Raw genomic sequence first — 25,129 nt, 5'->3', positions numbered from 1 at the left:
GCATCCGCTGCAAGATGCATTCGACACAACCCCTGCTCAGGCACCCGCGACGATCATCCTTAATAATCGGTTAACGCATTGTATTGGAACAGGTTTGTACCATCATGAAGCCGGGTTGTTCACAGCCTTTTCTGCAGTGCATTCTCTATGCATGCCGCGACCTGTAATGCCTTGTCGTCGCGCCCGAAACCCGTCACGATCTGCACCCCCACAGGAAGGCCTGCCGCATTGCGAAAACCGGGTACGTTGACCGCCGGAACGCCCATCAGGGTCCACAATCGGTTGAAGCGCGATTCTCCCGTCGAGGCGAGGCCTTCCGGTGCGGAACCAGGGCTCGCAAAGGTCAAGAGCGCATCGTATCCGCGCATGAAGCTCTTGGCCTCGCGCCGTGCCTGATGCGCCGTACGCCGGGCCTCGTCATAGGCCCCGGCGGGCACATGTTGCGCCGCATCGAGGGTCTCGCCGAGGATCGGCGGCAACTGATCGCGATGGGCGTCGTATTCCCAGGCCAACGCGCGGACTGATTCGTAATCCTGGATGATGCCGTGCACATTATAGGCAGCGGCGAGCGACTCAGGGGCGGAAACCGGCGTCACCTGCGCCCCATCCGCCTCGATCGCCTTGACCGCGGCGTCGAGTGCTGCCGCCGAATCATCCTCGGGCGGCCCCGCGAAATCCTGCATCAGCAGACCGATACGCAGACCGGCAGCCGAATCCGGCGCCCGGTCGTCCGGCAGGCGCAGATCGGGGCGCTCGCCGAGGGCTGCCAGCGCATAGGCGAGATCCGGTACGCTGGCCGCGAACAGACCGAGCGTGTCGAGTGCCCAGGAGTAGCACTTGACCCCGACCGTCGGCAGCAGCCGGAAGGACGGCTTGATCGCAGCCGCGCCGCAATAGGAGGCCGGGCGGATCACCGACCCGCCCGTCTGCGTCCCGATTGCGAGCGGCAGCATGCCGGCTCCGACCGCCGCAGCCGAACCGGCCGAAGAGCCGCCGGGTGTATGGGCAGGGTTATGCGGATTGAGTGTCTCGGTCGGGTCCAGAAAGGCGAAGGCTGTCGTCGTCGTCTTTGCCAGAGGCGTTCCGCCGGCCCGGCGCAACATCGCGGTTATCGAGGCATCGGCGCGCGCGACATTGTCGCGATAGATCGGCGAGCCCATCCCCGTGGGCATGCCGGCCACATCGATGATGTCCTTGACGCCGATGGCGATCCCGCGCAGCGGCCCCTGCGCCGCCGCAGCCGCATGGGTGTCCATATGGGTGAAGGCGCGTACCGCGTATTCACGCGCCTCGATCAGATCGAGGCAATGGGAGAGCGCCGATTGCGCGCTGATATGGCCCGCATCAATGCGGCGCAGAAGGTCGAGAAGAGAGAGCATGACACCTTGTTGTGATCGGTAGCGTAAATTGAACCTAGCCTAAAGTGCCACGTTTTTGTCATATTGAGAAACAGGAAACTGACGCAGGGACAATGGACAAACGCGCGCCACATATCGCAATGGCCCAGGAACAGCCCATCGGCAAACGCGGATATCATCACGGTAATCTGCGTGCCGCACTGGTCAGCGCGACGCGTGAATTGCTGGCAGCGCGCGGACCGCGGGGCTTCACCCTGGCCGATGCGGCACGCAAGGCCGGCGTCAGCGCCGCCGCGCCCTATCGCCATTTCACCGATCGTGACGCCCTGATGCGGGCTGTCGCGCATGAGGGTTTCATCCTGTTCGGCAAGCGCATCTTTGCCGCCACGAAGGATCATCGCGATCCGCGCGAGGCACTCGTGGCGATGGGGCGCGCCTATCTCGCCTTCGCCCGTGCCGAGCCCGGCTATTACGCGGCGATGTTCGCGCTGCGCCATGGCGACGACGCGCCGCCTGACGAGGAGCACGATGCCGCTTTTCAGCTCCTGATATCGACGATCGCCTCGATCCTCGCCGAACGCCGGCTGCCGGACGACGCCGCCTGCCCCCTCGCCTTTCAGATCTGGAGCCTCTCGCACGGCGTCGCGACGCTCGACATGGCGGGCCATCTCGACGATGCGGTGATGAGTGCGGAAGACATCCTCGTGGGTGGCGCCATGGCACTGCTTGCAGCGAACGGGCGACCGGCTGACTGACCCCTTGAGATCCACGCCGCAGCGTCCGTGGCACGGTTGACCAATCCTTTACCGAATACGCGGCATTATCTGCGGATGCGTCGCGTATCTGTAGCCTTGGGAGTTCTCGCCGGCGTCAGTGTCTTGCTGACGGGCTGCTCGCTGTTGCCGGGCGAGCCGCGCGAAGCCTGGCGAAGCCAGGCCGAACGGGCCTGCCTCGCACGCGGCGACGTTACCCCTTCCTCCTACGCGTCCCGGCTCTCGCCCATCAGCGGGCCCGGATCCTGTGGCATCACCCGCCCGTTTCGCGTCACAGCCCTCGATGAGGGACGGGTGGAGCTCAGCAACCCCGCCACGCTCGGCTGCCCGGTGATCGCCGAGACCGATCGCTGGCTGGGGGAAATCGTGCAGCCAGCGGCGATGCTCTATTTCGGATCGCGCGTCACCGCCATGCGCTCGGGCGATTATTCCTGCCGCACCCGCAACAGCCGCCCGGGCGCGCGGATGTCCGAGCATGCTTTCGGCAACGCCGTCGACGTGATGTCGTTCAGCCTCACCGATGGCCGCAGTATCACCATCAGCGACGGCTGGCGTGGCGATCAGGCCGAACGCGCCTTCCTGCGCGAGGTCTTCGTCGGCGCCTGCCGTTACTTCACGACGGTGCTGGGGCCGGGATCCGACGCCTTCCATTACGATCATTTCCATCTCGATCTCGCCCGCCATGGCCGCAATGGCGACATCCATGTCTGCCGGCCGGAAATCGAATTCAAACCCCGGATCGACCCGGATGCCGCGCCGATCATGAGCGTCTGGCCGCGCAAGGGAGGCGATCCGACGGGCGCCGAGCCGGTTCGCAGCGTTTCGCAGCAGAGGCCGGATACGTTACCGCGCGCGCCGCAGGACCGGAGCCGTCCGGTTCCGCAAGCCGATCCGTTTCCGATCGCGCCGGCGCTCGAGCCGCAAACCGGGTCGCGCTTCGGGCCGATCTATTGAGCCCACCCGCCACCTGCGCTTGACCGCAAGGCCCGTCTGACGGAATGTGCCGCCATCCGAGGCTACGGGTCATGTGTCCGGGCAGGCGAGAGATGGTGCGGCGATGATCACGATGTCGAATTGGGCTCACAATCTCCGGCAGACCGCTTCTGCGGCGCTGTCGGCAGCGCTGACATTGGCGGTGACCCTCCTGCTTGCATCCACTGCGCAGGCCGATCGCTGGGCACAGCCGCCCGCCGAGGAGCGCGCCGTGAGCTGGTCCGGAGAGCTGCCTGCCTGTGATGATCGCCTCGTTCTGTCGCGGATCGCCGCACGTTTCGACACGCGCGAATCGCGCTTCTGGGATTCCGGGATCCGGCTCACCGAACTCACACAGGCGCGACAGATCGCGCTGCGTCCCTGGGGCGAGAGTTATATCCCGCGCCGCTTCTGCAGCGTGCGGGCGATGCTGACGAGCGAAGCGGGCACGCATCACAGCCGTGTCGATTACATCATCGTGGAAGGCCGCGGGATTTTCGGTCACTGGGGCGTCGAATGGTGCGTGGCCGATTTGGTGCGCCATCAGCATGCGGGGCCGGATTGCCGCGCCTTTCGGCCCTGATCGCCGCGCATGAACTACCGCCACGCCTTTCATGCGGGGAATTTCGCCGATGTGCTCAAGCACGTTGTGCTCACGCGCATCCTCACCTATCTCGCCCTGAAGCATAAACCCTTTCGCGTCATCGATACCCATGCCGGGATCGGCCTCTATGATCTCGAGGCCGACGAGGCAGCGCGCACCGGTGAGTGGGTCGACGGGGTCGGACGCCTCGATGCGCCGCTCGCGCCGGAATGCGAGGCGCTGCTCGCGCCTTACCGCTCCGTGCTCGCCGACATGCGGGCCCGTTACGGCACAGGCATCTATCCCGGCTCGCCGGCGATCATCCGCGAGATGCTGCGCCCGTCGGATCGCGGCATTCTGGTCGAGCTCCACCCCGCCGATCACGCGGTTCTGGCCGCGCGCTATCATCAGGTGAGCAATCTCAAGGCGCTCAACCTCGACGGCTGGCAGGCGCTCGGCGCGATGATTCCGCCAAAGGAGAAGCGGGGCCTCGTGCTGATCGATCCGCCCTATGAGAAGCCCGGCGAACTGGGCCGGCTCGCGCGTGAGATCGCGACGGCGGTGGCGAAATGGCCCGGCGGCATCTATGCCGGCTGGTATCCGATCAAGCGCCAGCGCGAGGTCGATGAAGCCCTGGCTCCGCTCACGGCCCTCCCCCGCCCGGCTCTGCGCCTCGAAATGCGGGTGTCGGACGAATATCCGGAGCCCCGCCTGATCGGCAACGGCCTCGTGATCGTCAACCCGCCCTGGACGCTCGAAGACGAGATGCGCAGGCTCTTGCCGGAACTCGCAACGCGGCTCGCACAGAAGCCCGGTGCCGGTCGTGCACGTATCGAGCCGCTCGGCGCGGCTGCCTGAGCGCCCCCGCCTCAGCGCCTCCGACCGGCCTCATTGAGCCGCAAATACCCGGAAATCGCCTCTTTCCGTTCCCCCGAGCGTCACATTCCGGCGCTTCAAACGCTTCGCGCGCACGGCCCGGCCATGCAGATCGCCGGGATGCGCGCCATGAGGGCCGGCAAACGGCCAATGAGCGGGAACGTATCGTGTTCGGGGGGCAAGAAGTGGACATGCCATGCGCATGGCAGGAACCGTTCTGCCGGCACTCATTGCCGCAACGATACTCGTATTCGCCGCGCCTGCGGTCGTTGCCGGAGACGGTGATGCCGCGCCGGCTCAGGGCAACATGCAGGTCGCATCGACCGGGGGCGGGCTCGCAGCCCTGTTCGGTGGCGGTCGCAACCTCTCGGGTTTTCGCCAGCATGTGAATGCCGGCGCCATCGTCGTGCGCAAGAGCACACCCACTGAATGTCTTCCGGGCAATCTGAAGGGCGTATTGGGCCAGGTCGCGGAGGAGTTCGGGGCCGTTTCGGTGCAATCGACCCATCGCAGCCCGCAGCGCAATCGCCGGGCCGGGGGGGCACCGCAATCGCTGCATCTCGATTGTCGGGCCATCGATTTTCGCGTCGATGCGCGCGGGCGCGAAGTCATGGCCTGGCTGCGTGAGCATCCCGATATCGGGGGGCTGAAGATGTACCGCAACGGCGTCATCCATATCGACAACGGCGCAAGACGCACCTGGTGAACGGCCTCAGACGGGCTCAACCGGAAAGCGCAGACGGAAGATGGCACCGTGGCGGCGCTCATAGGTCATACGTGCCCCGAGCTGGACGGCGAGCGACTTGATCAGACGAAGGCCGAAACCGCGCCCGTCGATCTCCGGATTCCGGCCCTCTCCTTCATCGTCCACGCAGAGTTCGATCTCATCACCCTCGCGTCGCAGCACAATGGTGATCGGGCTCGAATCTTCGGCAAAAATGTGGCTCGCCGCATTGCTGACGACCTCGCTCAGGATCAGTGCGAAGGGCATGGCGCGATCGAGCGCGATGGTTACCGGTTCGAGCTGAAGATCGAATTCCGGCGGATCGTCGCGTCCGCGCCGCACGCCCTCGACCAGGCGATGGGCATAGGCGGCCAGATTGACACTGGCGAAATCGCCGTGGCTGTAGATCAGATCATGGACCAGAGCCATGGCCTGTACCCGCCTGATGGTCTCGTCCGGTGAAGTATGCACACGCTCCTGCATGCGGATCAGCGAGGAGATGATCTGCATGTTGTTCTTCACGCGGTGATGCACTTCCTTGAGAAGCAGATTCTTCTCGGCGACTGCGGAAGACAGCGCCTGCGTGCGCAGCTCGACCGTGTCTTCCAGCTCGCGATGATTGCGCCAGGCGAACAGGGCCAGGACCAGCAGGGCCGCACCAGCAGGAATGAAGAATCCGGCATAGGAGCCCAGCCGGCCCAGCCAGATGCCGAGCATGTCGGACCGACCGAGACCGTAAGCGAGGTAGACCGGGTAGGCGCCGACCTGCGCGTAGCCATAAAGGCGCTCTTCGTCGTCACCGCCACCGCGATACGTGATCAAGCCGGACGGCGCTTGCGCGACAGCCTCACGGAACGCGTCATCCTGCGTCAGATCGCTGGCCATGGCGACATCCGGTGGATAGCGGCTGAGCATCTCGCCGTTTTCATGAAACAGCGTGATCACCCCCTGCTCCGGTGCGATGTCGGAATGGAAGATATTGAAATACCCGGGTGAAATCGCCAGCCTCACTGCGCCGTCAAACCCGCCTTCGGGATCATCATGGCGGAAACTCAACGTGAAAAGGCCTTGTGCAATGGCGTTCTGTGCCGGATCGGCCTCGACGACCCGCGACATTTCTCCATCGCGCAGGCGGCGAAACCATCCCGCATCGGCAAAGCTGAGGGCTGCATCGGCCTCTCGGGCACTCGAAGCCAGAAGTTGCCCCTCCGCATCGATCACCGATATCGACGCGATTTCGGGGAAGGCGCCGGCGAGGGAAAGCAGGAACCCGCGCAAGTCATCAGGCTGCGCCGCAGGCGCGCGGCGTATCCGGTCGCGCGTCGCGAGAGCCGCGAGTTCATGCGTCTTGAACACCCGTCGGGCGTGCTCGACCAGGACATCGCGAACATGCGTGACTTGTGTCTCGGCCTCGGCGCGAACACTGGTCCAGTCGCGATAAGCTGCAAAGCCGAAGAAGAGGAGTGGCAGCAGGATGGCAATGACCAGAAATTGCGGAAAGGCTTTCTCGATGAGCGTCGAGGCGCGCGGACGCTGCGCAGCCTCACCATTATCCGAGGGCTGTTCAGAGGAATTTGCTGGTTCGATCCGCTGCAACATGCAATCAAGTTTCTCCGGTCATCACCGGCGAGACCTCCGGGGTTTTCGGTATCACGAGCGCTCCGAGAACGCGCCGATCAGCCGAATTGTTCCTGTGCGCCAGAATTTCCCTTTATTTTATCGGGATTTGATTAAATATCCCGTAAGCGCCACAAGAGAGGCTGTCATGAGGTCGCGATTCGCGCGACGGGGATTCGGGCATGACCGTGTTGGAGGAGAATCAGCGTCCTGAAACTGCGCGGCACCATGCCGACGCGGATTTCGTGACCCGACGGGTGCTTTTCGCGGAAGCAGAGCCGGCGCTCTTGCGGGAATGGGAGGCCCTTGCCGCAGAGCCGCTGCACCCCAATCCGTTCTACACGCCCGCCGCCCTCGATGCCTTGCTGGCTGCCGATCCGTCGGCGCGCGATCGCCTGCAACTCATCTGCCTGTACCGTACCGACGGTCCCGGTCGAGGCCGGCTCGTCGGCCTGCTGCCGTGGCTTCGACGCGGAGCCCGGATCGGATGGCGACGCGGGGGCGTGAATTACACCTCACCCTACCTGCCCTGCGGCACCCCGCTGATCGCCCGTGATGCGCCCCCCGGATGGGCCGAAAGACTGATCCATGCTCTCTCGAATGACGCAAAGCCGGCGCTTCTGCGCCATGTGCCGCTCTCCGGCCCGATCGGCGATGCGCTGCTCGCCGCGCTGCGCGAGACCGGCGCAACATGGCGCCCGCTCGACCCGTTCGCGCGTCCCGTCGCGACGCCGTCACAATCCTATGAAGCCTTCACGCGTCGCGCCTATGGCCGCAACCGGCGCAAGGGAATCAAGCGGCTGCGCAATGCCCTCTCGGCCGATGCGACCCTGACGCTGGAGAGCCGTACCGACCCGCAAGGCTGCGCTGCGGCGACCGGGCCCTTCCTCGCCCTCGAGGCAGGGGGCTGGAAAGGGGCCGGCGGAACCGCGCTGGCGCAGAAAGACGCGACACGCACCATGCTGGCGCGCTTGTTCCGGCCCGATCTGCCACCCGGCAGCCGCCGCGTCGACCAGCTGCTGCTCGATGGTCGGCCGATCGCGATCTCGATGAGCCTCGTGCAGGACGGCACGGCGTTTCTCTGGAAAACCGCCTATGACGAAGCCCTGCGCCGGCATGCGCCGGGCATCGTGCTGGAGGATGCCATCGTCCAGGCCCTGCATGCCGAGCCGGCGCTGCGCGGCCTCGATTCCTGTACGCTCGCGGCGTCGCCCTTGCAGGATCTGTATGACGAGCGCCTCGAGATGGCTGATCTCGTGATCGCACCGGGCCGGGCCGGAGCAGCGCTCATCGCTGCGGAGCAGGAACGGCGCGCCATGCGCCGGCGGGTGGCCGGCTGGCTGCGGCGGCGGCGCGGCTGAGCCGCTCACCGCATCGGGCGGGCACCGCGCAGATCGTCACCGATGGCGAGGGGGCGATCCTGATCGAGGCGGTAGCGGTAGACGACGAGATTTTCCATGACGCGCTGGACATAGCTGCGCGTCTCCGGGAAGGGGATCTGCTCCACCCAGTCAATGATGTCGCGGTCGCCGCGGCGCGGGTCGCCGAATCGCTCGATCCAGCGGCGCACATGGCCAGGCCCGGCATTATAGGCCGCGAAGGCGAGCGCCGCCGAGCCACCCCAGTCATCGAGCAATTCGCCCAGATGCGCAGCGCCCAGCTTGGCTGAAAACGCGGGGTCATCCAGAAGCCGCTCTTCGTCGAAATCGATACCATAACGCTGCGCCACGCGCCGCGCCGTCCCTGGCATGAACTGCATCAGGCCACGCGCACCGGCGGGGGATACGGCATCGGCATTGAAGGCACTCTCCTGGCGTGCAATGGCGTGAACCAGTGCCGGCTCGACCGCCGGGCCGATCTCCGGATAGTCCGGAATGGCGCCGACGGGATAAGCCTGCCGCTCCAGCGGCAATCCGCGCAGCAGTGCCGAGCGGGCCAGAGCCAGGAGCGCGCGGGGATTGTCGAGCGCCTCGGCGAGATCCCCATAGGCACGCAGCATCGCTGGATCATCGAGCGTACGCCCGAGATCGCCCAGCAGCGCAATGGCCAGATCTTCCGCATCCAGCGCGTGCAGAAGCACGATCGCGCGGGTAAACAGCCGCTCGTCGCGCTCCGCGATGATGGTCTCGTCGATATCGGGCAAGGGCCGCAGCGTGATCGGCCCGCCATCCAGTTCCTGACGTGCCAGCTGGCCGTAGAAGACCGTTGCATGCTCGGCAGCCTCTTCAAGCGCCGCGCGCGCCGCCTCCTCGTTACCCGATGCCCGATGCGCCCTGCCCTGCCAATAGGCCACCCGAGCCAGCGAGATCGGCGTCGTGGCCGGTTCGGCGGCAGCGATGAAATGGGTCAGTGCGGTTCGGGGATCATCGAGAAAGCGCAGAGCGATCCAGCCAGCATGGAATTCGGCGTCGAGATAGTCAGCCGCCGATTGTGCCGCATGGCCCGCAACGAGTTCATAGGCCAGCCCGTAGGCGCCCTCCTCGAGCAGGTTGCGGGCGACGATGCGGCGCTCGACCCACCAGGCATCCCCATCGCCGATGATGGACAGCGCGCGCGGCGCACGGTTGATGATCTGCGCTGCCCCACGCACATCATCATCGAGGCGCGCCTTGCGCACCATTGCATAAAGCGTCGAGGAATCATGGCGCAACGCCGCCGGTACCGCGTCGATCGCCGTATCGATCCGCGCCGGATCACGCATCAGTGCCTCACGCAGATCGACGAGCGCCTCGAATTCCTCACCGGCAAACCGCGCCGCCCGCCGGGCCGCCGCCCAGTCCTGGGCGAAGAGGCGGTTCTCCATGCGCAGGCGGTGGTCCGACGGTGTGAAGACGGACGCGAAGGAGAGCAGGAATTGCGCCTCGACATTCTCATCGAGGCCACGCTCGCGCCAGTACCCCCGTGCGAGATGCTCGGCAGCCTCCTGCGCCCCCGAGCCCCAGAGCGACTGGGTCAGCAGGAGTGCACCACGCGCGGTGCGCGGCTCCTCGTCAGCGAAGAAACCGAGCACCCGCTCCGGCCCGGGCCCGGTCTCGACGAGCGCCTGCTCGGCACGCAGCCGCATCAGGCTACGGCCGGGCCAGTCCGGCTGGCTGCGCATGAATGCGGTGATCCGCTCGAAATCGCGCAATTCAGACGAGCGCACGGCGGCCCATTCGAGCAAAGCATCAGCGGCCTCGTCCGTGACGTCGGGACGCAGCGCGTCACCTTCCGCGATACGCCCGAACCGGTAATGCGTCAGCGCCTCCTCGGCGATATCGAGATCGAGGCCGGGAAACAGGGCCGGTATCTCGTCGAGGGCAATCCGCTCGGGCAGCGGCTTTGCGTGCACGGCGGAATCGATGGCGTGGCAACCAAGCAAGGTGAGGGCCGCAACCAGGGCGAGAACCCGGCTGCGAAGCCGCTCCGTTGTTTTCGGCATCGCGCATGCCATCCAGGCCATGACGGCGCGGACCGGGTAGTGACGCCCAGTGGCGATCGTTCGACTGATCACGCTTCCCCTCTCCCGATCATGCATGTCCGGAATAAACGTGTGCCTGCTCCTGCAACACGGATAAAGCCGAATCATGGCGCATGATGGTATTTGCGCCGCGTCGCGCCAAGGGTTATGTGGAAGCCAAGCCGCATCCGCATATGCGACACGACAACAACAGGAAACGGTCCAGGAGGCCGCCATGCCCGCACAATCCACGGCAATGCCCGCTTTCTCGGGTTCCATCACGGCACTGGTTACACCCTTCGCCGGCGATACGCTCGACGAAGATGCCCTGCGCCGCCTCGTCGACTGGCAGATCACCGAAGGCTCGAACGGCCTCGTCCCCGTCGGGACGACCGGCGAGAGCCCGACCCTGAGCCATGACGAACACAAGCGCGTCGTCGAGATCGTGATCGACGAGGCGAAGGGACGCGTACCGGTGATCGCCGGTGCCGGCTCGAATTCGACGATGGAGGCGATGGATTTCGCCATCCACGCGGAAAAGGCGGGCGCCGATGCGGTCCTCGTCGTGACGCCCTATTACAACAAGCCGACCCAGGCCGGCATGGAGGCGCATTTCAAGGCGGTGGCCGGGGCGACCGGTCTGCCCCTGATCATCTACAACATCCCGCCGCGCTCGGTGATCGACATGTCGGTCGAGACCATGGCGCGGTTGTTCGAAGTGAAAAACATCATCGGCGTCAAGGATGCCACCGCCAGCATGAGCCGGGTGAGTCTGCAGCGGCAGATGATGGGGCCCGATTTCCTGCAGCTCTCGGGCGAGGACGCCACGGCGCTCGGCTTCATGGCGCATGGCGGCCATGGCTGCATCTCGGTCACCGCGAATGCCGCGCCGCGTCTTTGCGCGCAGTTCCAGGCCGCCTGCCTCGCCGGTGATTATGCGAGGGCCCTTTCGCTTCAGGACAAGCTTATGCCGCTGCACACGGCGCTGTTCCTGGAGACGAGCCCCTCGCCGGTGAAATATGCGCTGGCGGCGCAGGGCCGCATGCAGGAGACGGTGCGCCTGCCCCTGCTCCCGGCCTCGGATCCGACGAAGGCGGCCGTGCGCGAGGCGCTCGCTATCGCCGACATTCCCCTGGCCTGAGTGGATCATGGCAAAAGCAAACAAGAGCGCGCACCGCGTCGTCGCGGATAATCGCAAGGCGCGCTTCAATTACGAGATCAAGGATACCTACGAGGCCGGCATTGCCTTGTCGGGAACGGAGGTGAAGAGCCTGCGCACCGGCAAGGCAACCATCGGCGAAGCCTATGCCGGACCGATGCGCGAAGAGCTTTATCTGTTCAACGCCTATATCCCGGAATATCTGCAGGCCAATCGTTTCAACCACGAGCCCAAGCGCCCGCGCAAATTGCTGCTCCATCGCCGCGAGATCGACAAGCTCATCGGCGCGACGCAGCGCGAGGGCTACACCGTGGTGCCGCTGCGGATCTATTTCAACGATCAGGGGCGCGCCAAGGTCGAGCTCGGACTCGGGCGCGGCAAGAAGCTGCACGACAAGCGCGAGACCGAGAAGAAACGCAGCTGGGAGCGCGACAAGGCGCGCATCCTGCGCGAGAAGGGCTGAAGCCGGGAGGGCGGCGCGCGAAGATCCCGCGCCGATTTCCGGTTCAGATCAGGATTCAGCGCCTTCATCAGTCGGCGGCGACTGGCGGATGCCATAGCGGCGCTCAAGTGCGACGTTGCCACGTGGCTGCGCATCCGGGCCCCGTGCGCCCCCGCGATCAGCGATGTCGCGTCCGATCCGCTTTTCCAGCGAGGCGATGTCGAGGAACTCGTCCGCCTGGCGCCGCAATTCGTCGGCAACCATCGAGGGCTGGGTCGAGATCGTCGAGACGACCGTCACACGCACGCCGCGACGCTGCAGCGCTTCCACCAGCGAACGAAAATCGCCGTCGCCGGAAAAGAGCACCACATGGTCGATATAGGGGGCGAGTTCGAGCGCATCGATGGTGAGCTCGATATCCATATTGCCCTTGACCTTGCGCCGCCCCGAAGAATCGACGAACTCCTTCGTGGGCTTGGTGACGACACGGTAGCCGTTGTAATCGAGCCAGTCGATCAGCGGGCGGATCGAAGAGTATTCCTGATCTTCAACGATCGCGGTGTAATAGAACGCCCGGAGCAGGTTGCCACGCTCCTGGAATTCTTTCAGCAACATCTTATAATCAATGTCGAAACCGAGTGTGCGCGTCGTCGCATACAGGTTCGCACCATCGATAAACAGGGCAATCTTTTCTTTATCACTCATCGCTTCGCTTTCAATTCGCCGCAATCCTATCCGGATCTCGGCACCTCCCCCGGTCATTCATCGTGCGCTCATCGCAGAAGCCGTCCGTTACCGAAATCGCGCGCGGGGTGTTCCATGAATGACGCAACCACCACGACCTGAGCCGGGCTCCACCCGCATCAAAACCTACCGCGCGCTGGTGTCAATTGCAGAGAGCCAATGCCCGAAACCGTTCACCAACACTTTGCGGGATAAACCGAAACCACTTGCGGCGCAACCAGCCCGACGTCGATATTCGGGCGAATTGCCACGTTTACGCCATGAAACCCGTATCATGCGAAACGAGACGTGGCGACGATTTGCATGACACATCCATGTGCGCGCAAGTCGAGGCTCTGTTTCAAGGCCGCGACCCGGGAGACTGGCATCACCAAAGAATCTGTGCGGGACACCTGCGCGTGACAAGGCGCGCGTGAAATGGCGCGCGTGAAATGGCGATGGTCGCCGAAGATACGGCCATCGGGTCGCGCGAACCCTCATGCACGCCGGATTACGCTCGCGGAACGCGACAGAGCCATGCGAGACCAAATCGGGACCATCGATGATCTTGCGGCAGGTAGACGTGCCGGAGCCCGACGTGTCGGGCCTAATCACGAACTCTGCGGAAACCACCACGAAATCCACGCCAGGCAGCGCATGCACCGCCACATCACGGCCTTTATAGATCCTGATCAGATCCCTCATGCGAAACACCGGCGGCACAGCCGCGCCCGCATCCACAACGCTCAACAGCAGATTTCCGATGCACTCCCTCCTCCATGATGACGCGGCACACGTTCATGGAGACGACGAAGATCAATCTGTACGCACCATGCCGGGCACGGCATCGCGCAGCGTATGGCGGGATGCGACGATGAAACCCGTCACCGCATACGCCGTTTTTGATTGTCAAGCAGCCCCAAAAGGCGCTAAGCAACCGCCGCACCGTGGCGTGTTCGCGCCGCGCAAGGAATCGTCACGTCAATATCCGCAACTGGCGGATCGGAGCTGTCGCATGAACTCGTTCGAGCTCAACAAGATCATGGGCGCCGTCTTCGGCGCACTTCTCTTCGTCGTCGGTATCAGCGTCATCGCCGGGATGCTCTTCTCGCCGCGTCCCGCAGAGCTGGGTGAACTGGCCCTCCCCGAGCCGGACGCGGAAGAAGGCGAGGCTGCTGAAGTCGTCGAGGTCGACCCGCTTCCGGTGCGTCTCGCCAATGCTTCGGCCGAGCGCGGCGAGAATGCGTTTCGTGCCTGCGCCTCCTGCCACTCGGTTGATCCAGGCGGTGACCATCGCGTCGGTCCGAATCTCTGGGGCGTGGTCATGGCCCCCATGGCGGACAAGGATTTCGGCTATTCGTCTGCGCTGGAGGAGCGCGGTGCCGAGGGCGATGTCTGGAGCTTCGAATCGCTTGATGCCTTCATCGAGAATCCGAGCAACTACGTGTCGGGCACCTCGATGTCCTATGCCGGGCTGAGCAATGTCGATACCCGTGCCAACGTGCTGGCCTATCTGCGCTCGCTCTCCGACGATCCGGCCCCGCTGCCGGAGGCTTCCGAGGACGAAGCCGCGCTCGACGGTGAAGAAGAGACCGCCGATAACTGATGACGGCAGGCTTTCCCGGCGGGTATCCGCCGGCGACATGCCCCGGTGAACGGCAAGGGAACCCGCCGCGCCGGACGAATCAAGAAGACAAGGGTTTTCTGAACTGAAAAAGGCCGGGTCACCCCGGCCTTTCCTGCTTTCAGTGACATGCAGCGAAGCGCGCCGCCTCAACGCGCCTTCGGGCTGATCAGCTTGCGATTGACCAGTACCTCGGCAATCTGCACCGCATTCAGCGCCGCGCCCTTGCGCAGATTATCCGAGACGCACCAGAAGGCGATACCGTTCTCCACGGTCGCATCCTCGCGGATGCGCGAGATATAGGTCGCATCCTCGCCGGTCGCATCGACGGGGGTGACGTAGCCGCCATCCTCGCGCTTGTCGACGACCATGATGCCCGGTGCCGCGCGCAGGATTTCGCGCGCTTCGTCGGCGCTGATCGGCCTTTCGAATTCCACGTTCACCGCCTCGGAATGCGAGACGAAGACGGGCACGCGCACGCAGGTGGCGGTGAGCCTGATCTTCGGATCGAGGATCTTCTTCGTCTCCGCCAGCATCTTCCACTCTTCCTTGGTATAGCCGTCCTCCATGAAGACGTCGATCTGCGGAATGAGATTGAAGGCGATGCGCTTCTGGAATTTCTCTGTGACAGCATCCTGCAGCGAATAGACCGCGCGCGTCTGCCGGTCGAGCTCATCCTCCCCCGCCTTGCCGGCGCCGGAGACGGATTGATAGGTCGAGACCACGACGCGCCTGATACCCGCGTGATCATGCAGCGGCTTCAGCGCCACGACGAGCTGCGCGGTGGAGCAGTTCGGATTGGCGATGATATTCTTTTTCGAGAACCCCGCTGCCGCATCCGCATTCACCTCCGGCACGATCAGCGGCACGTCCTGATCGTAGCGCCAGGCGCTGGAATTATCGATCACGACGGCGCCCTGTGCGGCGATGCGCGGCGCCCATTCCTTCGAGACGTCCCCGCCGGCCGACATCAGGCAGATGTCGATATCGGAAAAGTCATACGTCTCCAGCGCTTTCGTCTTCAGGGTCTTGTCACCGAACGAGACTTCCTTGCCCTGGCTACGGCGTGAGGCCAGTGCCACGACTTCATCGGCGGGAAAAGCGCGCTCGGCGAGAATATCGAGCAGAACATGCCCGACATTGCCGGTCGCGCCGACAACGGCGACCTTGTAACCCATCTTTTTCAAGCTCCTGAAAGAAACGCTCTCCCCTTCGGCGGCGATGCGGCGGCCAATGACCTGCCGCCTGCTCCTCCCGCCGGGCGGGAGAGTTCTCCACGGCGAGGAAGCGTTCAGCGCGTCGTTTTCACGCGCGTGCCCGTGAAGCACGTCGTTTTCGTCCCGCGAGAGCCTGAACGGCTCTCCGGGCTGGGCATTGCGGTCATCTGCATGCCGGAAGCGGCCACGACGAACTCCTGCAAGCGCATTGCATCATTGCGCGGATCGATCTGCGATTTTGCCCTTCCTGTCAAGGGTAAAGGCCGGGGCGCGCCGCCGACCCTTTGCAATCGCCTGCGCAAACTGATATCGCCTGCACGCAGGATCGACGATCCGATTCACGTCTCGCAAGAGGATGATCACGAGTACCATGCGCGCCGAATTCGAAGCATTGGTCGAGACCGCCAAGCAGTCCATAGGGCTGCTGAGGAGGCATCTTTGACTGGGATCACGCCCAGCGCCGTCTCGCCGAACTGAACGCCCTGTCCGAGAATCCCGATTTCTGGAATGACGCGGATGCCGCGCAGAAACTCATGCGCGAACGCACCGCGCTGGAGAACCAGATCGAGACGATCAAGCGCCTCGAACAGGAACTCGAGGACGCCATCACCCTGATCGAACTCGGCGATGCCGAAGGCGATGCCGACACTGTTGCCGAAGGTGAGAGCGCCCTGCGCAGCCTCGAAGGCGAAGCCGAGCGCGCCCAGATCGAGGCGCTTCTCTCCGGCGAGGCCGATTCGAACGATACCTTCATCGAGGTTCATTCCGGCGCGGGCGGCACCGAGAGCCAGGACTGGGCCCAGATGCTGATGCGGATGTATATCCGCTGGGCCGAGAAGCGCGGCTTCAAGGTCGAGGTGGTGGAGGTCTCGGACGGCGAAGAAGCCGGCATCAAGAGCGCGACGCTCATGGTCAAGGGCCACAACGCCTATGGCTGGGCCAAGACGGAATCAGGGGTGCATCGCCTGGTGCGGATCTCGCCCTTCGATTCCAACGCGCGCCGCCATACCAGCTTCGCCTCGGTCTGGGTTTACCCGGTGGTCGACGACAAGATCGATATCGAGGTCGCGGAATCCGATTGCCGCATCGACACGTATCGCGCCTCGGGCTCCGGCGGTCAGCACGTCAATACGACGGATTCCGCCGTGCGCATCACGCATATCCCCACGGGGATCGTGGTGGCGTGCCAGCAGGAGCGCTCACAGCACAAGAACCGCGCCAAGGCCTGGGACATGTTGCGCGCGCGGCTTTATGAGCGTGAATTGAAGATGCGCGAAGAGAAGGCCAATGCCGAGGCCTCCTCCAAATCGGAAATCGGCTGGGGTCATCAGATTCGCTCCTACGTGCTTCAGCCTTACCAGCTGGTGAAGGATCTGCGCACCGGCAAGCAATCGACGAGCCCGAACGACGTGCTCGACGGTGCGCTTGATCCGTTCATGGAGGCCTCGCTCGCCCAGAAAGTCTCCGGCAGTGCGGGCGAACCGGTCGCCGATATCGACTGATCTGATGGTTGTCGCCGGCAGAGCCTGGCGGCAGCGCATTCCATAGAATTGCAGGCATTCCGTTCAGCGCCCGAAAACCACGTTTCTCAAGCCGGTCTTCAACCCCTTCATGCATTCTGCCCGCATGACAGGGACTGGATGACGGGGACGGAATGCTTGCCGAATTCTGGAACAGCGCTTCGGGCTGGCTGATCGCGGTCGTCGCGGGGCTCGGCATGGTCGGAACGATCTCGGCGCTGATGCTGCTGATCGCCTATTTCCGGCTCGAACGCCACACCCGGCGGATCGAGGACGAGAACGAGATGCTGCAGGACGAGGTCTGGCGTGCCTCCGAGAGCCGCGAACTCTATCGCTCCCTGGTCGAGGCGCAGCTCGACGTCATCGTCCAGCGCGACAAATCCGGTCGCATCACCTTCGCCAATGACCGCTATGCCGAAATCGTCGGGCGCCCGCGCGCCACGCTGATCGGTGCGCGGACCTGCCCGCGCGTTGTCGAAGCGGGTCCGACCCGCCGGCGCGAGGATGGTGCGATGCTGGTCGACGAGGCGATCGATACCGGCGATGCCGAGCCGCGCTGGTTCGCCTGGATCGAGACGCCGGTCCATGCGCCGGGCGGCGCCATCGAAATCCTGCGTGCAGGCCGCGAGATCACCGAGCGCGTCGTCACCGAACGTGCCCTCGCGGAAGAGCGCTCCCGGGCACAGGCCGCAAACGAAGCCAAATCGCGCTTCCTCGCCACCGTCAGCCACGAATTCCGTACGCCGCTCAACGGCATTATCGGCATGACCGATCTCCTGCTCGAAACCGATCTCGACCCTGAGCAGACCAACTACTTGCGCGCCGTCAAGACCTCCGGCGGCGCGCTCCTTTCCCTGATCGACGAGATCCTCGACTTCTCCAAGATCGAAGCCGGCAAGCTCGACATTGCGAACAACCCCTTCGATATCCGCGCCGTCGTCGAGGGCGTCGTCGAATTGCTGGCGCCGCGTGCGCAGGGCAAGGGTATCGAAATTGCCTGTCACATCGCCGCCCGCACACCCGCAAGCCTGATCGGTGATGCCGATCGCCTAAGGCAGGTCCTGGTCAATCTCGCGGGCAACGCCGTGAAATTCACCGAGATCGGCGGTGTCGGCATCGAAGTCGATATCAGCGAGACGGGCGGGCTCGTGATCGCGGTATCCGATACCGGTCCGGGTATCGCGCGCGATCGCATCGCCTCGCTCTTCGAGGAATTCGAGCAGGGCGATGGCAGTCCTGCGGCACGCCATGGCGGGACGGGGCTCGGGCTTGCCATCAGCCGCCGGATCGTCGAGCGCATGCAGGGCGATATCGATGTCGAGAGCCGCCCGGATGCCGGTTCGCGCTTTACCATCACCCTTCCCCTCCCCGCCGATGGTGATGCGGACGGACGCAGCGAACTTCCCGATCTGCGAGGCAAGCGCTATCTCGTTCTCGCCCGCTCGCCCTTCGAGGCACCGTTCATCCGCCGCAAGCTCGGGGAGGCGGGGGCGGATGTGGTGCTCATGGCCAGCGAAACCGAAGCGCTCGCCAAGATCGCGACGGCCTCGGACATCGCGACGCCATTTGCCGGTCTGATCGTCGATTGTGCGCTCGGTGATGATGTCGCCCGCGATATCGCAACGGCAGCGCGGGAGGCCGGCGCGCAACGCTGCCTCGTCCTGCTCTCGCCTTTCGAGCGCCGCGATCTCGGCTCACCGAGCGCGGCGGGATATGATGCCTATCTCGTCAAGCCGCTGCGGGCGCGCTCGCTCTATGCGCGGCTGACGGAGCCGGTCATGCCGGCTGCCGATCAGGCGCAGGAGCAGGTGCATGCCGGGCCGCCGCGTCCGCGCAAATCCGAAACCGGGCGCACGCAACGCGTCCTGCTTGCCGAGGATAACGAGATCAACGCACTCCTCGCGGTGAAGACACTGGAGCGGCTCGGCGCCGTAGTGGACTGGGCAAAGGACGGGCACGAAGCGTTTTCGCTCGCGGAAGCCTCGTTCTCGGGGCTGCGCCCGGATTACGATCTGGTGTTGATGGATATCCGCATGCCCGGCCTTGACGGACTCGAGGCGACACGGCGCATCCGCAATCTCGAGCGGGCAATGACCCGGCGCACACCAAGACGCATCATCGCACTGACTGCCAATGCCCAGCGCGAGGACGAGGATGCGGCGATCGAAGCCGGGCTCGATGGTTTTCTGGCCAAGCCCTTCGACATCCGCGACCTGTCGCGGCTCCTCACGGACGCCCCGGCACGCGCCATGGCCGGGACGTCGTGATCCGGGCGGTCAGGGGGCGGGCGCCGGGGCCGCGGGCGGCGGCGTTGCGCCACTCTCGCCGCCCGAACTGACAGCGCGCTCCTTGAGCTTGCGGAACTTGCCGGACATGCTCTCCAGCCGCGCCTCCCATTCCGGATTCGGCGCCTGCCCTTCGATGGTGCGGAAATAGACCTGCATCAGGCAGGTGATGGCGAAGGGTTCCAGAATGGCGACCTTCACGGACCAGGCGAAGATCAGCGCGAAGACGAAACCGCCCGCCGACCAGGCGCCAGGGATCATGTTCACCACCAGTGCAGCCGGCGCCAGCATGACGATGAAGACCAGTGCCGACAGCCCGTAGACGAACAGCGTGATCCAGGCGGCATTGCGCAGCATCGGGCCGTAATTCTGCCCGTAGAGCACGAGGGCCGTGCGTGCCGATTGCCACGGATTGGTCGAACGCGTGCGAATGTTATAGGCGAGGATCACCTCGTCGATGAAACCCACCGCGACGCGCAGGAAGGCGCGCAGGATGCTGATCAGCTGGCGCATGCCCGGGATCGGCAAGAGCGTGAACACGCCGCGAATGAGCCCGGTCACCGCGCGCAGGGTGCCCTTGATCAACTGATCCACTGCGAAAAGGATACTCGCCTCCGCGAAACGCTCGCGCACGATCGCCTGGGCATGGCCGATCTGCGAGCGGCCCTCCGGCATCGGGCGCTCGTCGATCAGTTCGACGAGCACCGCGATATGCCCTGCCTTCACGATATAGAGCAGATATTCACGCAGCCAGTACATGATCACGGCGACGAAGCCGAAGCCGATCACACCACCCCAGAACGTCGACCCGGCCTGAAAACCGGGATCACCCAGCGCGCCGACCCCATACCCGATACCCGCGCCGGTGCCGGTCATCAGGATGTAGCCCAAAGCCACGCCGAAATAGACCGCCATCCGCAACAGGATGAACGGCATGGTCCGCATCAGCAGACTGATTGTTCGACCGATGGAAAAATCCCACATCGCCCGTCTCCCTCTTCACTCGCGATTCGCAAGGCTTAGCAGCGACGGCGCAGGCGCGCCCCGTTCGATTGCAGGGGACACCCCCGCTTCATGATCGCGCGCGGATCCGGCGGCCGAGGCGCATGCCGAGCGCGACGGCGCCGAGCCAGACGATCAGCGAGAGCAGGAGATAACCGGCAGCCAGGGCGAAGGCGCCGGTCTCGATGAAATAGAGCAGTTCGAAGGAGAAGATCGAGAAGGTGGTGAACCCGCCGCAAAAGCCGGCGATGAGGAATTGCCGGCGTGCGAGCGTCGCTCCGAACTGCCCGTCATGCAACATCAATGCGGCGACGAAACCGATCAGGAACGAGCCGAGCCCGTTTGCCGCGATGCTGCCGAGCGGCAGCCCCGATTCAGGCCAAATCATCATCAGCGCGAGGCCGAGGAGATGGCGGGCGCAGGCGCCAAGCGCGCCGCCGAGTGCGACGGGAAGGAGCGGCGCCGCAGATCCGGATCGCGCGGTCTTGCCGCGATGCACATCCCGCGCCATCAGACCACCCCCATCAGGGCCGCGACCGCCCTTGAGGCCACGAAGACGGCCCCGAGGCAAAGCGCCACCGAGGCGAGCAGATTCGCGACCGCAGCCCGCCAGGACCCCTCCTCCAGCAATGCGATGGTCTGGAGCGAGAACGAGGAGACGGTCGTATAACTGCCCACCAGCCCGACGATCAGGAGCGCCACCGCCGGCGAACCGGATCCCGAAACCACGACAGCCTGGATTTCCGCCAGCAGGGGCAGCAGCGCACCGATCAGCAGCGCGCCACTCACATTGACCACGAGTGTCCCCCAGGGAAACGAATCACCCAGACGCGTGGCCACCGCCTGCGCGACCAGCACCCGCGCGACACTGCCGAGCGCACCGCCGAGCGCAACGAGCGCCAGAGTCGTGAGCGCCTTCCCCATCCCGCCCGCCGATTCAGGCCTTGGCCGCAAACGGCATCGGCCCGCGCGTATCGCGATGCACATTGTGTTCGGCAAGCCGATGAGCGAGGACGTGACCGTAGAACTGGCGCGCGCTCGCGCGCCAGTCGAAGCGCTCGGCATGGGCGCGGCAGACCGCCGGATCGATGGTTTGCGCGGTCAGGATCGCATGCCCCAGATCCCGATCCATCACCCCGGCCCCGGAATTGCCGAGCACGTCGAGCGGACCGGGCACCGGATAGGCGGCGACGGGCACCCCCGAGGCGAGCGCTTCGAGCATGACGATGCCGAACGTATCGGTAAGACTGGGAAAGACGAAGACATCGGCGCTGCGATAGATCTCCGCAAGCGGCTCGCCGGTGAGCTTCCCGAGAAAGCGCGCAGACGGATCGATCGCTTCGAGCCGCGCGCGGTCAGGCCCGTCACCGACGACGATCTTCTGGCCGGGCAGGTCGAGGGCGAGAAAGGCCTCCAGATTCTTCTCGACCGCAAGCCGCGCGACCGTGAGATAGATCGGCGATGCACCCGCAGGCCGCTCTCGCGCCCGCGGGCGAAATTGGGCGCAATCAACCCCCTTCTGCCAGAGCACCAGGTTGTCGAAACCCTTCGCCGCCAGTTCGTCGAGCATGGTCTGCGTGCCGACCATGACGCAGTCGGCGGGAGCGTGAAACCAGCGCAGCATCCGATAGAGCGGGCGCTCGGAGAGCGGAAAGCGCGCGGCGGCATATTCCGGGAAGCGTGTGTGCAGGCCGGTGGAGAAACCCAGACCCCGCGCGAGACAGTAGCGCCGCGCCATCAGGCCGATCGGTCCCTCGGTGGCGATATGGATGTATTGCGGACGCGCCTGCGCGATGAAGCGCGCGATGCGCGACGGACGCGGCAGGGCGAGGCGGATTTCGGGATAGGTCGGCATCGGTACGCTGCGGAAGGCGCCGGGTTCCAGCACGCTCGTCTTGAAGCCGAAATCGGCAGCGCGGGCGACCATGTGCTCGATTGATCGCACGACCCCGTTTACCTGCGGGTGCCAGGCATCCGTGGCAATCAGCAGCCGGCGCGCGGGCAGCCCAGCGTGACGCGTGCCATTTGGCCCGGACGTCCCGGCTGAAGCCGATTGCGAGACGCTCCATTCATCCGTCACGGACACACCCCGAGGCCTCCTTGCCGATATCGCATTTCATCGCCGCATTCCCTGCCCCGGATCAGACAGATTTTTGCAGCGCAAAGAAAGCGAAATCGGGGTATCAGCTGTGGAATTCACATTATGACGCAGCCGGATACCGGCAAAACAAGCCATCTGCGCGATGCAGGCGCGTGACGGCGAGACGGCCTCCCACCGGTGAGCGCGCTATTTCGTGCTCGCGCTATTTCGTGCTCGCGCTATTTCTTGGCCAACTCGTTGAGGCGCGCCTGCATCTCGGCCATCTGGGCTTTCAGACTGTCGATATCGGCCTCCGCGCCGGTCCCGGACTGGCCCTCGGAATCGTCCTTCCCGGCGGATCCCTTGTTGGCGAATGGCGTGAACACCTTCATCGCCTCGGTGAACATCTGCATGTTGGAGCGCACCTGCTCGTCGAGTGCCATGAAGGCCTTCGGGCCGAAGGTCTCGCTCATCTGGGCGCGTATCTTTTCCTGCTCATTGGTGAACAACGACATGGAATGCTCGAGATAGCTCGGCACCATGGCTTGCATGCTGTCTCCGTAGAAGCGGATCAGCTGGCGCAGAAACGTAACCGGAAGAAGGTTCTGGCCGCCTTCCTTGTTTTCCTGCTCGAAGATGATCTGGGTCAGCACCGAGCGGGTGATGTCCTCGCCGGATTTGGCGTCGTAGACGAGGAAATCCTCGCCCGCCTTCACCATGGTGCCGAGGTCTTCCAGCGTCACATAGGTCGAGGCGCCGGTATGGTAGAGTCGGCGATTGGCGTATTTCTTGATGATGATGGGCTGCTTTTCCGTCGCCATGGCGTTGTCACGTCTCTTTACTCACGGCACGACACCGGCTCACCGGACAGGTCGGCGCAGGACAATCTCCCTTGAACCTTAAGCACTTCGCCGCAATGCGCAAACATGAATTTTGCGAAATGCACGTTGGCGCGACATGCAAAGTGCGAATTCCGGGTCGAAGGCGCGCCTCGGGCAGGATCGATCCCGCTTGTAGCCCGCGCCATGCCCTGCTATCCCCTGCCACGGAATTTCATACAGCTTGCGATGGGACGAAGCTCGTGGCGCGACAGTTCATCTATCATATGCGGGGTCTCTCGAAGACCTATTCCGGGGGCAAGAAGGTGCTGGATAACGTGCACCTGTCCTTCTATCCGGATGCCAAGATCGGCGTGCTCGGGCCCAACGGCGCGGGTAAATCCACGCTCCTGCGCATCATGGCCGGGCTCGACAAGGAATGGAACGGCGAGGCCTGGGTGGCTGACGGCGCGAGGGTCGGCTACCTGCCGCAGGAGCCCAGGCTCGAGAACGACAAGACCGTGCGCGAGAATGTCGAGCTCGGCGTCGCGCCGCTCAAGGCAATCCTGGAGCGCTACAACGATCTCGCCATGAACTATTCCGAGGAAACCGCCGACGAGATGACGGCGCTCCAGGACGAGATCGAAGCCAAGGATCTGTGGGATCTCGATTCCAAGGTCGATCAGGCCATGGACGCCCTGCGCTGCCCGCCGGACGATTGGGGCGTGGAGAACCTTTCCGGCGGTGAACGCCGCCGCGTGGCCATGTGCCGGCTGCTGCTCGAACAGCCCGACCTGCTGCTCCTCGACGAGCCGACCAACCATCTCGACGCCGAGACGGTCTCCTGGCTCGAAGGGCATCTGCGCACCTATCCCGGCGCGATCCTGATCGTCACCCACGATCGCTACTTCCTCGACAATGTCACCGGCTGGATTCTCGAGCTCGATCGCGGGCGCGGCATTCCCTATGAGGGCAACTACACCTCGTGGCTGGAGCAGAAACAGAAGCGCCTTTCGCAGGAATCGCGCGAGGACGAGGCGCGCCAGCGCACCATCGAGCGCGAGCGCGAATGGGTCTCCGCTTCGCAGAAAGCCCGCCAGACGAAATCCAAGGCGCGCATCCAGCGCTACGAGGAACTTGTCCAGAAGGCGCAGGACAAGGGTCCGACCACGGCGCAGATCATCATTCCGATCGCCGAGCGGCTGGGCGCCAACGTGATCGAATTCGACAATCTGAAGAAGGGCTACGAGGACAAGCTGCTCATTGACGGCCTCTCCTTCAAGCTGCCACCGGGCGGTATTGTCGGCGTGATCGGCCCCAACGGCGCCGGCAAGACCACCCTTTTCCGCATGATCACCGGCCAGGAGACTCCGGACGAAGGCACGATCACCATCGGCGAGACGGTGCAGCTCGGCTATGTCGATCAGTCACGTGATGCGCTCGACGCCAACAAAACCGTCTGGGAAGAGGTTTCGGGCGGCAACGAGATCATCTATCTCGGCAAGCGCGAGATGAATTCCCGCGCCTATTGCTCGGCCTTCAATTTCAAGGGTGGCGACCAGCAGAAGAAGGTCGGCATGCTCTCGGGCGGTGAGCGCAACCGCGTCCATCTCGCGCGCATCCTCAAGAGCGGTGCCAATGTGCTGCTGCTCGACGAACCGACCAACGATCTCGACGTCGATACCCTGCGCGCCCTCGAGGATGCGCTGGAGGATTACGCCGGCTGTGCGGTGATCATCAGCCACGATCGCTGGTTCCTCGATCGCATCGCCACCCACATCCTCGCCTTCGAGGGCGACAGCCATGTGGAATGGTTCGAGGGCAACTTCGCCGATTACGAGGAAGACAAAAAGCGCCGGCTGGGCACGGATTCGACCATCCCCAAGCGCATCAAGTACAAAAAGTTCACCCGCTGAG

At 64.4% G+C, this 25,129-nt stretch carries 23 protein-coding genes; 13 read left to right on the top strand and 10 right to left on the bottom strand.

Going from position 1 to position 25,129, the window contains the following annotated elements:
- Nucleotides 1-119 precede the first annotated feature (119 nt).
- Nucleotides 120-1,379, bottom strand: coding sequence for an amidase (locus tag GA0071312_RS12025; protein ID WP_074445171.1), 1,260 nt, complete (start codon nucleotides 1,377-1,379; stop codon nucleotides 120-122).
- Nucleotides 1,380-1,471: 92 nt separating this feature from the next.
- Here GA0071312_RS12025 and GA0071312_RS12020 point away from each other — a divergent pair, with 92 nt between their 5' ends.
- The 5 genes from GA0071312_RS12020 (at nucleotide 1,472) to GA0071312_RS12000 (ending at nucleotide 5,268) form a co-directional block, all read left to right on the top strand.
- Nucleotides 1,472-2,113 carry a TetR/AcrR family transcriptional regulator gene (locus GA0071312_RS12020; protein WP_083204540.1) on the top strand — a complete coding sequence of 214 codons (642 nt, stop codon included), beginning with the start codon at nucleotides 1,472-1,474 and terminating at the stop codon, nucleotides 2,111-2,113.
- 123 nt (nucleotides 2,114-2,236) lie between these two features.
- Nucleotides 2,237-3,085 carry an extensin-like domain-containing protein gene (locus tag GA0071312_RS12015; protein ID WP_238947198.1) on the top strand — a complete coding sequence of 283 codons (849 nt, stop codon included), beginning with the start codon at nucleotides 2,237-2,239 and terminating at the stop codon, nucleotides 3,083-3,085.
- 112 nt (nucleotides 3,086-3,197) lie between these two features.
- Nucleotides 3,198-3,686: a hypothetical protein gene (locus tag GA0071312_RS12010; protein WP_131817796.1), complete on the top strand. Its 489-nt coding sequence runs from the start codon at nucleotides 3,198-3,200 to the stop codon at nucleotides 3,684-3,686.
- Nucleotides 3,687-3,695: 9 nt separating this feature from the next.
- Nucleotides 3,696-4,544 carry a 23S rRNA (adenine(2030)-N(6))-methyltransferase RlmJ gene (locus GA0071312_RS12005; protein WP_074445168.1) on the top strand — a complete coding sequence of 283 codons (849 nt, stop codon included), beginning with the start codon at nucleotides 3,696-3,698 and terminating at the stop codon, nucleotides 4,542-4,544.
- A 214-nt stretch (nucleotides 4,545-4,758) separates the two neighbouring features.
- Nucleotides 4,759-5,268, top strand: a complete 510-nt coding sequence (locus GA0071312_RS12000; protein ID WP_074445167.1) for a YcbK family protein — start codon at nucleotides 4,759-4,761, stop codon at nucleotides 5,266-5,268.
- A 6-nt stretch (nucleotides 5,269-5,274) separates the two neighbouring features.
- Here the strand turns inward: GA0071312_RS12000 and GA0071312_RS11995 are convergent, their stop codons facing one another.
- Entirely contained in the window at nucleotides 5,275-6,885 is a 1,611-nt protein-coding gene (locus GA0071312_RS11995) for a sensor histidine kinase (protein ID WP_074445166.1), read from the bottom strand.
- A 200-nt stretch (nucleotides 6,886-7,085) separates the two neighbouring features.
- Here GA0071312_RS11995 and GA0071312_RS11990 point away from each other — a divergent pair, with 200 nt between their 5' ends.
- A complete protein-coding gene (locus GA0071312_RS11990; protein ID WP_074445165.1) occupies nucleotides 7,086-8,264 on the top strand; it encodes a GNAT family N-acetyltransferase in 1,179 nt (392 codons plus the stop codon).
- A gap of 5 nt (nucleotides 8,265-8,269) precedes the next feature.
- On the opposite strand, the gene GA0071312_RS11985 is transcribed toward GA0071312_RS11990, so the two are convergent.
- Nucleotides 8,270-10,324 (bottom strand): lytic transglycosylase domain-containing protein, encoded by a 2,055-nt coding sequence (locus GA0071312_RS11985; protein WP_165604025.1) that lies wholly within the window; start codon nucleotides 10,322-10,324, stop codon nucleotides 8,270-8,272.
- Between the two features lie 253 nt (nucleotides 10,325-10,577).
- Between GA0071312_RS11985 and dapA the strand changes: the two genes are divergently transcribed.
- Both dapA and smpB read left to right on the top strand, forming a co-directional pair.
- Entirely contained in the window at nucleotides 10,578-11,483 is a 906-nt protein-coding gene (gene dapA, locus GA0071312_RS11980) for a 4-hydroxy-tetrahydrodipicolinate synthase (protein ID WP_238947197.1), read from the top strand.
- Nucleotides 11,484-11,490: 7 nt separating this feature from the next.
- Nucleotides 11,491-11,964 carry an SsrA-binding protein SmpB gene (smpB, locus tag GA0071312_RS11975; RefSeq protein WP_074445162.1) on the top strand — a complete coding sequence of 158 codons (474 nt, stop codon included), beginning with the start codon at nucleotides 11,491-11,493 and terminating at the stop codon, nucleotides 11,962-11,964.
- A gap of 48 nt (nucleotides 11,965-12,012) precedes the next feature.
- Here smpB and GA0071312_RS11970 read toward each other — a convergent pair whose 3' ends face one another.
- Complete coding sequence (locus GA0071312_RS11970) at nucleotides 12,013-12,648, bottom strand: LabA-like NYN domain-containing protein (RefSeq protein ID WP_074445161.1); 636 nt, start codon at nucleotides 12,646-12,648, stop codon at nucleotides 12,013-12,015.
- 1,033 nt (nucleotides 12,649-13,681) lie between these two features.
- On the opposite strand from GA0071312_RS11970, the gene GA0071312_RS11965 reads away from it, so the two are divergent.
- On the top strand, nucleotides 13,682-14,272 hold the full coding sequence (locus tag GA0071312_RS11965) for a c-type cytochrome (RefSeq protein WP_074445160.1): 591 nt from the start codon (nucleotides 13,682-13,684) through the stop codon (nucleotides 14,270-14,272).
- Nucleotides 14,273-14,439: 167 nt separating this feature from the next.
- On the opposite strand, the gene GA0071312_RS11960 is transcribed toward GA0071312_RS11965, so the two are convergent.
- Entirely contained in the window at nucleotides 14,440-15,468 is a 1,029-nt protein-coding gene (locus GA0071312_RS11960; RefSeq protein ID WP_074445159.1) for an aspartate-semialdehyde dehydrogenase, read from the bottom strand.
- Between GA0071312_RS11960 and GA0071312_RS20080 the strand changes: the two genes are divergently transcribed.
- The 3 genes from GA0071312_RS20080 (at nucleotide 15,421) to GA0071312_RS11950 (ending at nucleotide 19,294) form a co-directional block, all read left to right on the top strand.
- Complete coding sequence (locus tag GA0071312_RS20080; protein WP_165603972.1) at nucleotides 15,421-15,984, top strand: hypothetical protein; 564 nt, start codon at nucleotides 15,421-15,423, stop codon at nucleotides 15,982-15,984. The two genes, GA0071312_RS11960 and GA0071312_RS20080, sit on opposite strands and share 48 nt — an antisense overlap.
- Nucleotides 15,878-17,009, top strand: a protein-coding gene (prfB, locus tag GA0071312_RS11955) for a peptide chain release factor 2 (protein ID WP_108721911.1) whose coding sequence is annotated in 2 segments (ribosomal slippage) — nucleotides 15,878-15,946 and nucleotides 15,948-17,009 — 1,131 coding nt in all. Because the reading frame shifts where the segments join, the coding sequence is not laid out codon by codon here. The genes GA0071312_RS20080 and prfB overlap by 107 nt, the downstream gene beginning before the upstream one ends.
- A 152-nt stretch (nucleotides 17,010-17,161) precedes the next feature.
- Nucleotides 17,162-19,294, top strand: a complete 2,133-nt coding sequence (locus GA0071312_RS11950; protein ID WP_238947196.1) for an ATP-binding protein — start codon at nucleotides 17,162-17,164, stop codon at nucleotides 19,292-19,294.
- Between the two features lie 9 nt (nucleotides 19,295-19,303).
- On the opposite strand, the gene GA0071312_RS11945 is transcribed toward GA0071312_RS11950, so the two are convergent.
- From GA0071312_RS11945 to phaR, 5 genes are all read right to left on the bottom strand, one after another.
- Nucleotides 19,304-20,296, bottom strand: coding sequence for a hypothetical protein (locus GA0071312_RS11945; protein ID WP_074445157.1), 993 nt, complete (start codon nucleotides 20,294-20,296; stop codon nucleotides 19,304-19,306).
- 88 nt (nucleotides 20,297-20,384) lie between these two features.
- Nucleotides 20,385-20,825 carry a fluoride efflux transporter FluC gene (locus GA0071312_RS11940; protein WP_074445156.1) on the bottom strand — a complete coding sequence of 147 codons (441 nt, stop codon included), beginning with the start codon at nucleotides 20,823-20,825 and terminating at the stop codon, nucleotides 20,385-20,387.
- Nucleotides 20,825-21,238, bottom strand: a complete 414-nt coding sequence (locus tag GA0071312_RS11935) for a fluoride efflux transporter FluC (protein ID WP_074445155.1) — start codon at nucleotides 21,236-21,238, stop codon at nucleotides 20,825-20,827. Before GA0071312_RS11935 ends, GA0071312_RS11940 begins: the two co-directional genes overlap by 1 nt.
- 13 nt (nucleotides 21,239-21,251) lie before the next feature.
- A complete protein-coding gene (locus tag GA0071312_RS11930; protein ID WP_074446133.1) occupies nucleotides 21,252-22,319 on the bottom strand; it encodes a glycosyltransferase family 4 protein in 1,068 nt (355 codons plus the stop codon).
- 314 nt (nucleotides 22,320-22,633) lie between these two features.
- Nucleotides 22,634-23,215 (bottom strand): polyhydroxyalkanoate synthesis repressor PhaR, encoded by a 582-nt coding sequence (gene phaR, locus GA0071312_RS11925; protein WP_074445154.1) that lies wholly within the window; start codon nucleotides 23,213-23,215, stop codon nucleotides 22,634-22,636.
- A gap of 260 nt (nucleotides 23,216-23,475) precedes the next feature.
- Here phaR and ettA point away from each other — a divergent pair, with 260 nt between their 5' ends.
- Entirely contained in the window at nucleotides 23,476-25,128 is a 1,653-nt protein-coding gene (gene ettA, locus GA0071312_RS11920; protein WP_074445153.1) for an energy-dependent translational throttle protein EttA, read from the top strand.
- The last annotated feature ends 1 nt before the right edge of the window (nucleotide 25,129 follow it).

The sequence above is a fragment of the Saliniramus fredricksonii genome, from assembly GCF_900094735.1.
Classification (GTDB): domain Bacteria; phylum Pseudomonadota; class Alphaproteobacteria; order Rhizobiales; family Beijerinckiaceae; genus Saliniramus; species Saliniramus fredricksonii.
This window is presented reverse-complemented; position numbering and strand designations above follow the sequence as displayed.

Excerpts from the sequence above, each read along its gene's own strand:
- GA0071312_RS12025 (WP_074445171.1), bottom strand. The coding sequence starts at position 1,379 with ATGCTCTCTCTTCTCGACCTTCTGCGCCGCATTGATGCGGGCCATATC.
- GA0071312_RS12020 (WP_083204540.1), top strand. The coding sequence starts at position 1,472 with ATGGACAAACGCGCGCCACATATCGCAATGGCCCAGGAACAGCCCATC.
- GA0071312_RS12010 (WP_131817796.1), top strand. The coding sequence starts at position 3,198 with ATGTCGAATTGGGCTCACAATCTCCGGCAGACCGCTTCTGCGGCGCTG.
- GA0071312_RS12005 (WP_074445168.1), top strand. The coding sequence starts at position 3,696 with ATGAACTACCGCCACGCCTTTCATGCGGGGAATTTCGCCGATGTGCTC.
- GA0071312_RS12000 (WP_074445167.1), top strand. The coding sequence starts at position 4,759 with ATGCGCATGGCAGGAACCGTTCTGCCGGCACTCATTGCCGCAACGATA.
- GA0071312_RS11995 (WP_074445166.1), bottom strand. The coding sequence starts at position 6,885 with ATGTTGCAGCGGATCGAACCAGCAAATTCCTCTGAACAGCCCTCGGAT.
- GA0071312_RS11990 (WP_074445165.1), top strand. The coding sequence starts at position 7,086 with ATGACCGTGTTGGAGGAGAATCAGCGTCCTGAAACTGCGCGGCACCAT.
- GA0071312_RS11985 (WP_165604025.1), bottom strand. The coding sequence starts at position 10,324 with ATGCCGAAAACAACGGAGCGGCTTCGCAGCCGGGTTCTCGCCCTGGTT.
- dapA (WP_238947197.1), top strand. The coding sequence starts at position 10,578 with ATGCCCGCACAATCCACGGCAATGCCCGCTTTCTCGGGTTCCATCACG.
- smpB (WP_074445162.1), top strand. The coding sequence starts at position 11,491 with ATGGCAAAAGCAAACAAGAGCGCGCACCGCGTCGTCGCGGATAATCGC.
- GA0071312_RS11970 (WP_074445161.1), bottom strand. The coding sequence starts at position 12,648 with ATGAGTGATAAAGAAAAGATTGCCCTGTTTATCGATGGTGCGAACCTG.
- GA0071312_RS11965 (WP_074445160.1), top strand. The coding sequence starts at position 13,682 with ATGAACTCGTTCGAGCTCAACAAGATCATGGGCGCCGTCTTCGGCGCA.
- GA0071312_RS20080 (WP_165603972.1), top strand. The coding sequence starts at position 15,421 with ATGCCCGACATTGCCGGTCGCGCCGACAACGGCGACCTTGTAACCCAT.
- GA0071312_RS11960 (WP_074445159.1), bottom strand. The coding sequence starts at position 15,468 with ATGGGTTACAAGGTCGCCGTTGTCGGCGCGACCGGCAATGTCGGGCAT.
- GA0071312_RS11950 (WP_238947196.1), top strand. The coding sequence starts at position 17,162 with ATGCTTGCCGAATTCTGGAACAGCGCTTCGGGCTGGCTGATCGCGGTC.
- GA0071312_RS11945 (WP_074445157.1), bottom strand. The coding sequence starts at position 20,296 with ATGTGGGATTTTTCCATCGGTCGAACAATCAGTCTGCTGATGCGGACC.
- GA0071312_RS11940 (WP_074445156.1), bottom strand. The coding sequence starts at position 20,825 with ATGGCGCGGGATGTGCATCGCGGCAAGACCGCGCGATCCGGATCTGCG.
- GA0071312_RS11935 (WP_074445155.1), bottom strand. The coding sequence starts at position 21,238 with ATGGGGAAGGCGCTCACGACTCTGGCGCTCGTTGCGCTCGGCGGTGCG.
- phaR (WP_074445154.1), bottom strand. The coding sequence starts at position 23,215 with ATGGCGACGGAAAAGCAGCCCATCATCATCAAGAAATACGCCAATCGC.